General features: G+C 59.1%; 12 protein-coding genes and 1 pseudogene. 5 read left to right on the top strand and 8 right to left on the bottom strand.

Features of this window, described 5'->3' with window-relative positions; genetic code table 11:
* Position 1 precedes the first annotated feature (1 nt).
* The 3 genes and pseudogenes from PSH97_RS17895 to PSH97_RS17885 all read left to right on the top strand — a co-directional run.
* Positions 2 to 1,621 carry a DUF2300 domain-containing protein gene (locus tag PSH97_RS17895; RefSeq protein WP_305446079.1) on the top strand — a complete coding sequence of 540 codons (1,620 nt, stop codon included), beginning with the start codon at positions 2 to 4 and terminating at the stop codon, positions 1,619 to 1,621.
* Positions 1,622 to 1,624: 3 nt separating this feature from the next.
* A complete protein-coding gene (locus PSH97_RS17890; protein WP_305446078.1) occupies positions 1,625 to 2,440 on the top strand; it encodes a YfaP family protein in 816 nt (271 codons plus the stop codon).
* A 134-nt stretch (positions 2,441 to 2,574) separates the two neighbouring features.
* Positions 2,575 to 2,694, top strand: a pseudogene (locus tag PSH97_RS17885) (PDDEXK nuclease domain-containing protein); the annotation flags it as partial.
* 146 nt (positions 2,695 to 2,840) lie between these two features.
* On the opposite strand, the gene PSH97_RS17880 reads toward PSH97_RS17885, so the two are convergent.
* From PSH97_RS17880 to PSH97_RS17855, 6 genes are all read right to left on the bottom strand, one after another.
* On the bottom strand, positions 2,841 to 3,779 hold the full coding sequence (locus PSH97_RS17880; protein WP_305446077.1) for an SdiA-regulated domain-containing protein: 939 nt from the start codon (positions 3,777 to 3,779) through the stop codon (positions 2,841 to 2,843).
* Positions 3,776 to 5,296 (bottom strand): ArnT family glycosyltransferase, encoded by a 1,521-nt coding sequence (locus tag PSH97_RS17875; protein ID WP_305446076.1) that lies wholly within the window; start codon positions 5,294 to 5,296, stop codon positions 3,776 to 3,778. Before PSH97_RS17875 ends, PSH97_RS17880 begins: the two co-directional genes overlap by 4 nt.
* Before the next feature lie 3 nt (positions 5,297 to 5,299).
* Complete coding sequence (locus PSH97_RS17870) at positions 5,300 to 5,578, bottom strand: lipid-A-disaccharide synthase N-terminal domain-containing protein (RefSeq protein ID WP_008008386.1); 279 nt, start codon at positions 5,576 to 5,578, stop codon at positions 5,300 to 5,302.
* Positions 5,575 to 6,315 carry a glycosyltransferase family 2 protein gene (locus PSH97_RS17865; RefSeq protein WP_305446075.1) on the bottom strand — a complete coding sequence of 247 codons (741 nt, stop codon included), beginning with the start codon at positions 6,313 to 6,315 and terminating at the stop codon, positions 5,575 to 5,577. Before PSH97_RS17865 ends, PSH97_RS17870 begins: the two co-directional genes overlap by 4 nt.
* Positions 6,316 to 6,361: 46 nt before the next feature.
* A complete protein-coding gene (locus PSH97_RS17860; RefSeq protein WP_305446074.1) occupies positions 6,362 to 7,339 on the bottom strand; it encodes an NAD-dependent epimerase in 978 nt (325 codons plus the stop codon).
* Positions 7,340 to 7,603: 264 nt separating this feature from the next.
* Positions 7,604 to 8,392, bottom strand: a complete 789-nt coding sequence (locus PSH97_RS17855; RefSeq protein ID WP_305446073.1) for an alpha/beta hydrolase — start codon at positions 8,390 to 8,392, stop codon at positions 7,604 to 7,606.
* 122 nt (positions 8,393 to 8,514) lie between these two features.
* Between PSH97_RS17855 and PSH97_RS17850 the strand changes: the two genes are divergently transcribed.
* Both PSH97_RS17850 and PSH97_RS17845 read left to right on the top strand, forming a co-directional pair.
* On the top strand, positions 8,515 to 9,798 hold the full coding sequence (locus PSH97_RS17850; RefSeq protein ID WP_305446072.1) for an NTP/NDP exchange transporter: 1,284 nt from the start codon (positions 8,515 to 8,517) through the stop codon (positions 9,796 to 9,798).
* Between the two features lie 122 nt (positions 9,799 to 9,920).
* Positions 9,921 to 10,739 carry an aldo/keto reductase gene (locus tag PSH97_RS17845; protein WP_305449826.1) on the top strand — a complete coding sequence of 273 codons (819 nt, stop codon included), beginning with the start codon at positions 9,921 to 9,923 and terminating at the stop codon, positions 10,737 to 10,739.
* Positions 10,740 to 10,933: 194 nt separating this feature from the next.
* On the opposite strand, the gene PSH97_RS17840 is transcribed toward PSH97_RS17845, so the two are convergent.
* Both PSH97_RS17840 and PSH97_RS17835 read right to left on the bottom strand, forming a co-directional pair.
* Complete coding sequence (locus PSH97_RS17840) at positions 10,934 to 12,742, bottom strand: DAHL domain-containing protein (RefSeq protein WP_305446071.1); 1,809 nt, start codon at positions 12,740 to 12,742, stop codon at positions 10,934 to 10,936.
* Positions 12,743 to 12,968: 226 nt separating this feature from the next.
* Complete coding sequence (locus PSH97_RS17835; RefSeq protein ID WP_305446070.1) at positions 12,969 to 13,532, bottom strand: GNAT family N-acetyltransferase; 564 nt, start codon at positions 13,530 to 13,532, stop codon at positions 12,969 to 12,971.
* Positions 13,533 to 13,668: the final 136 nt, after the last annotated feature.

Below are 13,668 nucleotides of genomic sequence, written 5' to 3'. Positions count from 1 at the left end.
CATGACCCGGCGTTTGGTCTGGTGGCTGTTATGTTTGATGCCTGCGCTGGCGACAGCGCAGGACGAGCCGTTGCGCCTGGGCTTCAAGGGTGAGTTGCTTGCGTTGAGCCAGACGCAGGTGATCTCCCGTGAGCCATTGCCTGCTGATTTGCAGACGCCACTGGGCAGTTTGTGGAAGCTGTTTGTCTACGGTTGGCTGGTAGACACCGGCGCGCGTGAACCTGCTTATGAGTGTCGCGGGCAATCGAAGGAAGAAGTGTATTGCTGCACGGCGGGCGGCAGGATTGAGCGCGATCAGGCGTTGGTGAAGTCTTGCGGGTTGTATTTTGAGCCTGTGCGCCTGGGCATTGCTGGCGCGCAATGGCGCGAGTATTGGCAGGCGAGACAAGCGCCTAAGTGGTTGCTGGACTTGCCGTCGTTGCAACCGCAGACCCGGGTTTCGGTGGCTGAGTTGTTGAAGGCATTGGCCGTGATGCCGGCGCAGGATCAGGCGCGGCGGGTGTTGCTCGATGTGGTGCTGAATGCTGCTGACGGCAATGTCGTGGGCGAACTCGGTGGCCGGTTGCGGGTGAAAACCTGGAGCTGGTTGGGGGATCAGGATCCTTCGTCGCGTCAGGGCGGATTTGCTGGCTGGACGGCGGACGGCACACCGATCTGGGCCGGTGGGCGCGGCACCAGTCAAATGGTCTTGCGCAATTACGGTCAGGCACTGGCGACGGTGCTGCCTTCGTCATGGCCCGCCGAGGCGGGGAAGTGCGTTGAGGTCGGCCTGTTCGCGCGTTATCCGCTGAAACGCGTGCTGTCGGGGGATCGCGTGTTAGCGCCCGGGCCCTTGCAAGGCGACTATCGCGTCGAGTTCGCCAATGGCAATCAACTCGATATCCACAGCGACGGCGAGTTGTTCTTGCTCAAGGACAAACTCGTCGCCCGCCTGGACCGCGAAGAATACGTCGCCCGCGTCCTGCAGCGCGAAGCCAGACCGGAACCTGCCGAAGCCGCCAAAGCCTTGAGCGTCGCGATCCGCACCTACCTGCTGCAAAACGCTACCCGCAACGGCGATTGCCTGAGCATCGATGACAGCAGCAGCCGACAACGCGTCGCCCCACGCCCGGCCGCGACCGAGTCGCGCAACATCGCCGCGTGGACCAGCGACCTGGTCCTCGCCGGCAGCAACGTCACCTATCACTCTGACCAACCGGGGCCGGACAAGCTCTCCTGGCTGCAAGCCGTCGAACAGGCCAATGCCGGTCAACGCTACGACGCCATCCTGCTGCACGCTTATCCGCGCGCCAGCCTCAGCCGCTGGGACAATCCCGTCGCTTCCTGCGACGCATTGCCCGCCGCGCAAGACTGGTTGCAAAAGCAACGCCGCGGCTGGCGTCCACGGCTGGAAAGCGAGGTTGGCTACAACGAAGTCAGCACCTTCGCCGTCTGCCGCCTGGCCTTCGGCCGTCCTTTTGTCGACCGCGAACGCCAGCGCATTTACGTGCGCGGCGTGCTATCGCTGCAAGACCGCCTCGACCTGACTCACGAATACCTGCACCTGGCCTTCGAAGCACACCCCAACGGCCAGGATGAAACCTACATCGAAGGGCTCGCCCGCCACCTCTTGCTGGAATAGGCCATGAAACTCCGTTACCCACAGGTCCTCCTGTTCCTTTGTTCTTTTTGCGTATGGCCGACCACGTTCGCCGCCGATAGCACGGTCAAACTCGACACGCCCGTCGGCGGCTGGCGCACGGGCGCGCCCGAAGGCGAAGGCGAAAGCTTTCGTCAGACGGTTAATTACCCGGCTTCCTCGGTCAACACACCGGTGGGGCAGGCCAACACTGCTCGCATTACCGGCCAGATCAAGTCCGCGCCCAAGGGCAATGAGCCCGGCAAGCTGATCGTCAACGGCGTCAGCATGCCGCTGAAAATCGACCCCGCCGGTCGCTACGATCGCCCGTTCTCATTCCCCAACGGCAGCAACAGCGTTGAAGTCCGCAGCCCCGATGGCCAACAGCGCCACCGCACCCAATTCCTCAACACCAGCGGCGGCGCCACCCCGGCCAAGTTGCGAGTGTTGCTGGCCTGGGACAGCGACGGCACCGACCTCGACCTGCATGTCGTCACGCCTGACGGCGGCCATATCTGGTACGGCGACCGCGTCGCAGCCAACGGCGGCGCACTCGACGTCGACGTCACCACCGGCTACGGCCCGGAAATCTTCGCCATGCCCGCGCCGATCAAGGGGCAATACCTGGTGTACGTGAACTACTACGGTGGCGGGTATCGCGGTGATGATGAAGGGCAGGAAGAGGCACAACAGGCGCTGACCACCGCGCACATCACGGTGATTACGGAAGAGGGGACGCCGAACGAAAAGATGGAAACGTTCCTGGTGCCGATGCGGGCGGTGGGGGAGTTGACGTTGGTTAAGGGGTTTAGTTATCCGTGAGGGGGTAATTGTGACAGCAGTGCTGACACGATTGAATTGGGTAGCAGGTTGCTGCCCAATTCAGTAATCACGGCAGGTTGGGGCTTACATAACCGAAAGATCGACGCGGCGGAGTGGGGTGGTCGATGCAAATTGTCGCAGCACTGCTGCGACAATTAACCAAGACCCCAAACCTGATCATTCTCAACCAAGACAAACGTCCGGAAGATCGTGAGTTTTACCTGCGCATGGCGATTCAGGAGAGGTGGCTGTCTGTCTGAGGGTGTTCTTGCGGGCCTCTTCGCGAGCAAGCCCGCTCCCACACTGGATCTACTGTGATCACGAAATTTGTGACCAACACCGATTAAATGTGGGAGCGCGCTTGCCCGCGAAGGGGCCGGCCCATCCAACACTAAACCCATTAACGCTTCCGCTGATCCTCCGCCACAGCCACCTTCGACTTAGTGAACCGATAAAACAGATTGGGCTCACTCACAACGTAAAGCTCGCCGTCGGTGTCCATGGTCATGCCTTCGGCTTGCGGTATGGTTTTTTCGAGATCATCCGTCAGGCCGAGCAGGGAGCGGATGCTGACGAAGTTACCTTTCCCGTCGAGTTCGGTCAGGTTGGAGGACTGTTCGCTCAGTACCAGCAAGTGACCGGTCCTCGAATCATAGTAACCCTCGGAAAGATCCATGCCGAAGACGCTGCGGTCGATCCAGTTCGTCAAGTCCTTGATGCGCACCTGCAACGAGCCGTCGATGGAAGCCAGCATGCCGGTGACCGAATACAGTTGGCGCGGATCACGTTCCTTGATCGCGAAAATACGATCATTCACGGCATCATAGGCCACGCCTTCAAAGCCCTTGTTGTGCTCGCTCAGGTTGATCTCGATGGCGACAAATTGGGCGTTTTCCATCTGAATGGGGCCGGCGTTGTCCGGCAATGTGAGGACATACAGTCGCTGCAACACTTCATCGACGATCACCACTCGCCCATTACCCAAGTAGGCAATGCCTTCTGTGTCCTGGAACCCGATCAGCGGATAACGTTCGAGCAGATCACCGTTCCGGTTCAGCGCGACAATCTCCATGGAATCACCATTGGTGATCCCCAGCAGACGATCTCGGTCCGGGTCATAGGTGATACCGGATAAATCGTCGACGCTCGCAATAGGCTTGGCCTGGATCACGGCTTTATAGTCCGGCAGCCAGATGTTTTTGTCCGGCGCCTGATTGCCATGCCAGAGGTTTTGCCAGTGCGCATACAGCTGCCGGTGGACCATAAAATGTGCAGAAACCGCGTAGGCGCCAAGCAGTACAGCAATGAAAAATATTCCCGGCTTCCATACCTTGCTCATGACTTTTCCTTGTCCCAGCTGAAGCGATAGACCTTGGGTGGCAGCCCGGGATGGCAACGGCCGTTATCGGCATCGGCGCCGACGATCGACCATTGCGCACGAGACGTTTCGCCCAGCTCATGGGCGGCTTCAGGATTGAAACACTGGCTCAACACTCCGTCCGGCACCAGGGCGTACGCCTCACGGTGGTCGCGCAACCACTGCGCTGCTTGTTCGACGGAGGAGCCTTTCATTCCGAAATGCACGATCGGCTGCCGGGCGAATAACCAGTGGCCCTCGCGCCAATCGACCAATACCAGATCGGCGCCGTGGGTCATGGTCGCCGCCTGCGCCATGAGCGCTTCATGGGGGTTGCGACCGTCCTTTATCGGCTCGATGAAGCCGCGGGCAAACCACAGGACAAACCAGGTCACTACCAGTGCCTGGAATGTTCGCCGACCACGCGGGCGTTTGCCGAACCAGCGCTTGAGCAGCCATGGAATCAGCGGCGCTGCCACCAGCACCAGCCCTGGCAGCGCCGGATAGATGTATAACTTGCGCTTGCCGCTGCTCAGGCAGAAGAACAGCACCACCAACACGACCCAGCCCAGCAGCACCAGCACTCGACCGTCGTGTTTGCGCAGTTGCCGGTGCCAGGCCGGAACCAGCCACGGCAGGGCGAGCACCAATGGCAGCCAATATTGCGGGATGACGTTGACGAAGAAATACCAGAACGGTTCGCGGTGGTCCCACGCGGCGGCATAGCGTGCCGCCGTCTGGCGTAGCAGGATTTCTCGCGCATAGGCGATTTCATCCGCAGTGCCATTGAGCACAATGGAAATCGCCAGGGGCAGCAGCCAGATTGCGATGGCGCCGAGGGCGACCAGGAAGCCCAGGAACCACTTGCGCGCCTCGCCCGGCATGGCCACCACACCGGGCCAGCCTTTGCGTACCGCATAGGCATACGGAATCAGCATCAGGACCGGGACGAAGCCGACCCCTTTGGTGATCACGCCAATGCCCATGGCGGCGCAGCCCACATAAAACCAGCGCCACGTCGGGCCGAGCAGCAGGTGCCGCGCCAGCCCGTACAAGCCCAGCGACGTGAACAGAATCAAAAAGCTGTCGATCTGCCCGGTACGCAAGATGCTGTAAGTCTGATACGTGGCCAGGTACAAGAGCGCCGCCGTCCGACCGATGCGCTGATTCCATAGCCTGCGGCCCAGATCGTAGACCATGGCCGTGACCGTCGCGGCCGACAAAAGCCCCGGAATATAAAGGGCGAGGGCGGGCAGGCCGGTGAGCCACGCGAAGAACGCCACCGTCCACATAAAGATCGGCGGCTTATCGCCGTATATTTCCGCGGCGCGGTGAGGGATGAACCACGCGCCGTTGTGCAGCATTTCCAGGGCCACGCCGAGGAAGCGTTCCTCGTCCACATTCTGCGGTTGACGCAGCCCCAGCCCGGCGCCGATCAACAGCAAGGCAAGCAGCATCAGGCCCAGGCATTCGATCCCGGGCGACAGGGTTTTGCGCATGGCTCAGTCCTTTAAATGTCTGCTGCGGGCAATCAATTGCAAGTTGCGCAAATAGACGATGGAGCCAAAGGCCTGACCGACGATGAAGACCGGGTCTTGCCGGTAAATGGCGTAAGCGAACAGCAGGGTGCTGCCGACAATGCTCAGGTACCAGAAGCTCACCGGGATCACGCTGCGTTTTTTGTATTCGCTGTACAGCCACTGCAAGACGAAGCGACCGGTAAAGGCGATCTGGCCACCGAAGCCGATCACCAACCAAAGGGTTTCGCGGGAGAGGTTCATCCTTCGATCTCCTGTGCATTGGTGTTCAACCGGGTGCGCTTGATCAGCCACCAAACGCCGAACAGGTCGAGAATGCCCACCAGGGCGCGGTCGATGTTGCCGTATTTGGACACCCCGGCCGTGCGGGGGCGGTGATTGACCGGATGGACGATCATGCGGCCGTTGTGACGCTGGATCAGCGCAGGAATGAACCGATGCATATGGTCGAAGTACGGCAAGCGCAGAAACGCCGCACGCTCGATCAGTTTCAGCCCGCAGCCGGTGTCCGGGGTGGCGTCCTTGAGCAGGCGGCTGCGCAGGCCATTGGCGAAACGCGAGGCCCAGCGCTTGCTGGCGGTATCGCGGCGGTTGACCCGGTGCCCGGCCACCAACTGAACGTCGACCAGACCCTGTTCACCACGCACCAGCGCCAACATCCCGGGGATGTCCGCGGGGTCGTTTTGACCGTCGCCGTCGAGTGTCGCCAGCCATTGGCCCCGGGCATTGAGCGCCGCATGGTAGAGCGAGGTGCTTTGCCCCAGCGAACGCTCATGGCGCAGGATGCGCAATTCACTCAGGCCACTGTTTTTCATCTGCCGCAGTTCGTGCAAGGTGGAATCGGTACTGCCATCGTCCACGACAATGATTTCGTAAGCCTCATCGGCCAGTGCGGTGCGGATTTCCTCAAGTAAAGGTTTGAGGTTGTTCGCTTCGTTTTTTGCTGGAATCAATACAGATACAAAAATGTCTTGGCTCATAGAGTCCCCCTTGCTCCTTGGTCTTTTATTATCAAGGGCTCACGTTTCATATCTGATAGAAGTGGCGATACCACTTCACAAATTCCGCCACGCCTGTTTCAACAGTCACCTGAGGGCGGAAATCGACCCATTCGGCCAATGCCGAAACATCGGCCCAGGTCTTGACCACATCGCCCGCCTGTAGCGGCAGAAAGTTGCGCTGGGCCTTGATGCCCAATGCCGCTTCCAGACAATCGACGAATTCCAGCAGTGGCACCGGCTGGCCACGGCCTATGTTGAAGATTCGGTTTACGCCATCCTCTGGCCCGTTCGGTACCGGTGGTTTTGAGCGCAGGCGAGCGATGCTTTCGACGATGTCGTCGATGTAAGTGAAGTCGCGCGACATCTGGCCATGGTTATAGATGTCGATCGGCAAGCCTTTGATGATCGCCTCGGTAAACTTGAACAGCGCCATGTCGGGGCGCCCCCAAGGCCCGTAAACGGTAAAAAAGCGCAGGCCGCTGGCCTTCAGGCCATAGAGGTGGCAGTAGCTGTGCGCCAGCAGCTCATTGGCTCGTTTAGTGGCGGCATACAGTGAAATGGGATGGTCGACGCTGTCTTCGACGCTGAACGGCATTTTGCTGTTGGTGCCGTATACCGAGCTGCTCGAGGCATAGATCAGATGCGCGGGGCGGTGATGCCGACAGGCTTCCAGCACATTGAGAAAACCCACCAGATTCGACTGCGCATAGACGTCTGGGTTGTCCAGTGAATAGCGAACGCCCGCCTGGGCCGCCAAGTGCACAACCTCGCTGAAAGCATGGTCTTCGAACAACGCCATCAAGGCCGTTTTGTCGACGATGTCCAGGGTCTGGAAACGAAAGCCCGGCAAGGATTCCAACTCCTTGAGCCGTGCATGCTTGAGTTCCACGCTGTAGTAGTCGTTGAGATTGTCGATACCGACCACTTCAAGGCCTTCCCGACACAAACGCTTGACGGTGTGATACCCGATGAAACCGGCGGCGCCCGTGACCAAAACCGTCATGAGGCTCGCGCCTGTGCGCGACTAATCCCCGCCCTGCGCAAAGGAGGCCTTTGCATGACAATCACCCCTGAGTGCGTGCTGATCAGCGTATGTGTTTGGGTCGATACCATCGTTGGCTCCATGCCTCTTGCTCCATTGTTCTGTCAGAAGTCTGCGCGGCGCTCATCATGAGCAGCCGCGCCTGCAGACACGCATAACGTGCCTGCGGAGTTGTAAAAAAAACGTTAAGCAATCATGTCGTTTTTGTGACCGTGCTACCGGCCCTCACAACGCGGAACCCAGCAGCTTGAGGTACTGCGGACTCTCGGATATCGAGTTGTGGCCCGTGCCCGGTATCACCTGCATAGAGGCCACGCCCTTGGCGAAATTCGTGTAGAGCTTTTCCGTACTTGAGCGCGGTATGACTTCGTCGTGCTCGGCGGCAATCAACAGCGTCGGTACGGTGATGTGAGCGGCGTATTTCCAGGATTCGAATCTGTCCTGAAGCAGCCACTTCACCGGGAACCAGCGGAACTGGCGGGCAGCCAGGTCTTCAAGGCTGTTGTAGGGCGTGATCAGGATCAGCCGCGAGGCCGGGCGTTGGCTGGCGAGGCGCACGGCGACGCCCGAACCCAGGCTGCGCCCGACCACGGCGATCTGAGGATGGGTGTTGTAGACCATGTCGAACAAGGTCATGGCATCTTGCTGAATCGCCTCCTCGGACGGCGACCCGGAACTGCCACCGTAGCCTCGGTAATGCAGCAAATAGATCGCATGATCCGCAAAGGCCTGCGAAAAGTCGGGCAGGCTGCGGGAAACGTCCTCGGCATTGCCACCAAAGTAGATCAACGCCTTCGGGCCGTCGTGCGGCCTGACGGTCACCAGCACTTGCGCATCGGCGACTTGCAGCGTCAGCAGTGTTTCGGGCGCGTCGATGGCGCGGGGTTGCGGGTAGTAGATCAGGGCGCGCTGAAACACGAACAGCGCCGCGCAGAGCACCAGGTACGCAATGGCAATGAATGCGAAGAGAGACATCAGGGTGCGCGACATTCGGCTAAGTTTAGTGGACGACATGGACTGCTCTGGCCTGACGACGGCTATCGTTTGAGCGCTGTCAGAGTGTAGTACATCGATAGTTGCCGTACGGGGAGCGCACCGATGCCTGAGGTTCGACGCTTGTATCCGGGCGCTGCGCCATGACGGCCACCGGCGCGCTGAAGTGGGTCAAGGTTCTGCCGTCCGAACGAACGGCCCTGATGTTGGGTTTCGCCTTCCATTTCTGCGTGCTCGCCAGTTATTACCTGGTGCGACCGTTGCGCGACGCCTTGGGCCTTGAGGGCGGTGCCGACAAGTTGCAATGGCTGTTCACCGCCACGTTCGTGGTGATGCTGCTGATGGTGCCGCTGTTCGGCGCGCTGGTTTCGCGGCTGCCTGCCACGCGTTTCGTGCCGTTGATCTATCGCTTGATTGCCTTGTCGATGCTGGTGTTTGGCGTGTTGATCGCTCAGCGCATTGCGCCGGTGACAGTGGGACGGGTGTTTTTCGTCTGGATCAGCATCTACAACCTGTTCATCGTTTCGATTTTCTGGAGCGTGCTGGTCGACCGCTTTTCCAGCGAGCAGGGGCGACGGTTGTTCGGCTTTATTGCCGCGGGTGGAACCCTGGGCACGTTCATCGGGCCATTGCTGGCCGCGACCATGGCCACCCGTCTTGGGCCGATGGCATTGACCGTCGCGGCGGCCGTGCTGTTGGAATGCGCGGTGCGTTGCTATCGGGCGTTGTTGTCGCGCACAGCGTCGCGGTCCGGCAGCCGCTGGCTGGATGAGCGGCGCATGGGCGGCAGCATGCTGGCCGGGGTCACGCTGATCCTGCGCTCGCGCTATCTGATGGGGCTGGTGCTGTTCATGTTGTTGCACACCAGCGCGGCGACCTTGCTGTATTTCGAACAGGGACGGATTGTCGCTGGCAGCTATGCTGATGTGGCCAGCAGGACGCAATTCTTCGCCTTCGTCGATTTGATCGTGTCGGCGCTGACGTTGCTATTTCAACTGCTGCTGACAGCGCCGTTGATCCGACTGATCGGTATCGGTGGGGCGCTGGTGGCGTTGCCGTTGGCGACGATCGTGGCATTTAGCGCCATGGCCCTGGCACCCGTGCCAACAACCGTTGCGCTGGCGCAGGGGCTGCGCCGTGCCGTTGAGTTCGCCATCGTGCGCCCGGCGCGAGAAGTGCTGTGGACGGTGGTGAGCCGCGAGGAAAAGTACAAGGCCAAGAATGTGATCGAAACCCTGGTGTATCGCGGCGGTGATGCCGCCAGTGGCTGGCTCTCCGCCGGGTTGACGGCACTGGGCGCAGGCTTTGCTCTGGTGGCGGTGATGATCGTGCCGTTTGCCGGGCTATGGGGCTGGTTATGTCTGTGGCTGGCCAGACGACAAGAACAAAGGGCGACCATGAATGAACAGCCAGGGGGAATTCCATGACCGATCCTGCTGTCTTCACGCGTAGAAGACTACTCACGCTGGCTGCCGGTGTTTCGGCGGTCTTCACCTTCGATCCGGCCTTTGCTGCATCGGCGCCGTCGACGGAAACAGGAGGCAAGAACATGCTGACCCGAGCCATTCCTTCCAGCAATGAGCCGTTACCCATGGTCGGGTTGGGCACCTATCGCGGCTTTGATGTCGCGCCTTCCGACGCCGCTTACAAGCAACTGCCTGCGGTACTCAGGGCGTTGTTCGAGAAGGGCGGCACGGTGATCGACAGCTCACCGATGTATGGTCGCGCCGAGCAGACGACCGGTGAATTGTTGTCGATCCATCGGCCTCGTTCGCCTGCGTTTCTGGCCACCAAGGTCTGGACCCGTGGGCGCGAAGAAGGCATCGCGCAGATGGAACAGTCGTTCAAGTTGTTGCAGACCGACCGTATCGATCTGATGCAGATTCACAACCTGCTGGACTGGAAAACCCACTTGCCCACCCTGCGCCAATGGAAGGCAGAAGGGCGCATCCGCTACATCGGCATCACCCATTACACGGCGTCGGCCTACGACGAAGTGGAGGCCGTGTTGAAAGCCGAGCCGATGGACTTTTTGCAGATCAACTATGCCCTGGACGACCGTGGCGTCGAGAAACGAATCTTGCCGCTGTGCCGCGAGCGCGGTGTCGCGGTGATCTGTAATCGGCCTTTCGGCGGCGGCGATTTGCTCGCGCGATTGAAAGGCACACCGCTGCCGGGATGGGCCGCGCAAGTGGGGGTCAACAGCTGGGCACAACTGGCGCTCAAGTTCCTGTTGGCTCATCCGGCGGTGACGTGTGTCATTCCCGGCACGAGCAACCCGCGCTACATGGCGGAAAACGCCGGTGCAGGTTTCGGCCCGATGCTGACGGATGCGCAGCGTCAACAGTTGATGGCGCTGATTGGTTAGTCGTGTTGGCAGGTTTTGTCAGGCGGTAACGCAATCTGTAGCAGCTGCCGAAGGCTGCGTTCGGCTGCGAAGCAGTCGTAAAATCAGGCACTGCGATCCGCCAGGCACGCCGCGCACTCAGGGTTTACGACTGCTGCGCAGCCGAACGCAGCCTTCGGCAGCTGCTACAAGGAGTGCGTCGTTGCTGAAATGGCTTAACTGACTGACATTCCAGCGGCCGGCAATGCGTCGGCAGTCTCCAGCGGAATCTCCAGGGTGAAAACCGCTCCATGACCCGGTCCATCGCTGTGAACACGCAGGTGCCCGTTCATCTCTACCGCCGCGAGCGCGCAACTGTGCAGGCCAAACCCATGACCTTCCTTGCGCGTAGTGAAGCCGTGATTGAAGATGCGGGTCATGTTCTCGGCCGCGATCCCTTCGCCCTGATCCTCTACGCTGAGGCGCAGCGTTGCGTTATCGATAATCTTGACGCCCAGCGTCATCTGGCGCTGATGGTCGCTGACCTTGGACATCGCATATTTGGCATTGCTGATCAGGTTGATCAGGATCAACAGCAGTCGGTGTTTGTCGCCGATGATCGTTGGCGTGTCCTGGTAGTCCTTGGTGACCACGACATGGTGCCGGCTCAACGCGCCGGAATTCATGCGCAACGCATCCTCGAACAGGTCGACGACGTTCAACGGCTCGACCAGCCTGGCGGCGCCGGCATAGGCCTGTTGAGTGGAAACGATGTCCTTGATGTGATCGATGCTTTTGGTGAGTTGTGACAGTTCGTCAACGATGCTCGATTGCTCGGCCGCGATGGAGTCGACCAGTTGATTGAGGTAACCGCGAAGCAGTTTGCCTTTTTCATCGAGTGTCATGAACTGCCCCAGGTCTTCGGCATGTTCGTTCATCATGTTTACCGCTTTACCCAGGCCCAAGGTTTTGCTGACCGCCAATTTACGGGTGATCAAATCTGCCGAGACGTTAACGCTGTTCAGCACATTCCCGACGTTGTGCAGCACATTGGTTGCGATCTCCGCCATGCCGGCCATCCGTGCGGCATCGACCAGTTCACGCTCGGCCTCGATCAGTTCGCGGGTGCGCTCCTCGACCCGTTGTTCCAGTCGCTCGTTTGCCGTCTGTAACTCATTGTTCATCTTGTTGATCAGGGCATAACTGCGAATCAGGCGGGCGGCCAGGTACAACAGCAGCAGCGCCATGATGCCGGCGCATATTCCGAGATAAAGGTGATATTGGCGGTATGTCGCACCGGTGCGCCGTTGTGTCTCGTTCAATAACTCGTTGATGCTGTCCAGTTGCTGGGCGACCGGAATCACACTAATGCGATCGAGCAGGTCATTGACGATGGGCTGCTCTCGAACGATGGCGTTTACATGCTCGACAAATGCAGTAAAAGGTTGGCGCTGTTCAGGTGAAAGTTGATCGACATATTTGGTGAGTTCATTCAGTTGATGGTTGATCTCTTCAGCTTTGGCGCGGGATACATAGAGGGCGTATTCAAGGGTTGCCAGCGTGAGATCGAATACGTTTGAGGCGGCGGTTAAATCCTGGTCATTGTTATTTGCCAGTAATGCCTGAATGTCATCTTCCTGTTCAGGCAGGGCATCCAGTGAAGTTCGCAATACCGTGTTGTGCTGTTTGAATTGCTCAACCAATCGGGTTTTGTTTTCCACCGCATCCAGATAACCCTGGCGTCGAGATTGCCAAAGGGTCGAAAGCGGGCCGGCAGCGTTGAGGTCGTCGAGTTGTTGCCAGCGTTGCTCTGCTTCAGGATGCGCCACCAGAAGCAAATTGTTGTTTATGCCGATTTTTGCTCGCAGAATCTTCACGTTCCAATTGGCATCGAACTGCTTGAGTTGGCGAACGAAGTCGCGCGACTCGAAGTAAGTCGATGTGTCGTAGGAATAGGATTTGATCAGCAAAAATATCAGCACGCTGAAAAGAATAAGCGCCGTGGTGCCCAAGACCGTCCATTTGGAATGATTGGAGAGCTTCATTGGCAATCTTCCCTGGGCCATCCCGGGGAAGAGAGACTGCCAACGGTTAATGAGTTCCATTTTTGCGCTCCCTGCAAAATGGCGATAATCACCACATTGTCCGTAAGCCTAGCGTTGTTGGCGGACACTGTTGAAAAAAAAGCCGAACGGCGGGTCGGCATTCATTGTTACAGCCCTGAGTGTTGAACGCCCCTCGGCGGATCCAATGATGCCGAGGGGCGTTTTTTTACAGATTGAGGCTATGAATGACCTGACGGCTGTCATCGGGATCGTGACGGGTCTCAAAACCCAGGGCTTTGGCCAAATCACGCATGGGCGCATTGCTGGCGGCGTCGACGGAATACATCTCACTGAAACCATTCTTGCGCGCGGCCTTGATCAAGTGTTCCATCAGTGCCGTGCCCAGGCCCAGGTGCTGGTATTCATCGGCAACCGTCACGGCACATTCACATACATGGTCGGCGGTAGCGGCATAGCGGCTGACACCTATTTCAATCAGTTTGCCGTTGTCGTGGATCAGGGCGACGTAGGCCAACCGCTTCTTGCCGTCGACATCCATCAACTGGTTGAGCATGGCCGTGCCGGGCTCATTGACTTGCGCCAGAAAGCGCATGTGCCGCGACTCCGGGGACAGCTGCTTGATAAACGCATATTCACGCTCGCGGTCTTTTTCTGTCAGCGGCCGGATCAGCACATGGCGCCCGTCCCTGAGCGCTTCAATCCAGTGCTGTCCGGTGACGGTGGCGTAGAGGGCAGCGGCTCGGTCATTGTGTTCTTTAACAGTGAGCATGGTGCAATTCTCCATCCGGGTTGAAAGGCTCGCGCGTCGCAACGAACTACGCGGTTCATTTCTTTTTACACTGCTGGCGGCGGTTGAATCTGATCTGGATCAGACACTCGTGACCGGCAGGCTCAAATGCTCACAT

The organism is Pseudomonas cucumis, assembly GCF_030687935.1.
GTDB classification, from domain to species: domain Bacteria; phylum Pseudomonadota; class Gammaproteobacteria; order Pseudomonadales; family Pseudomonadaceae; genus Aquipseudomonas; species Aquipseudomonas cucumis.
This window is presented reverse-complemented; position numbering and strand designations above follow the sequence as displayed.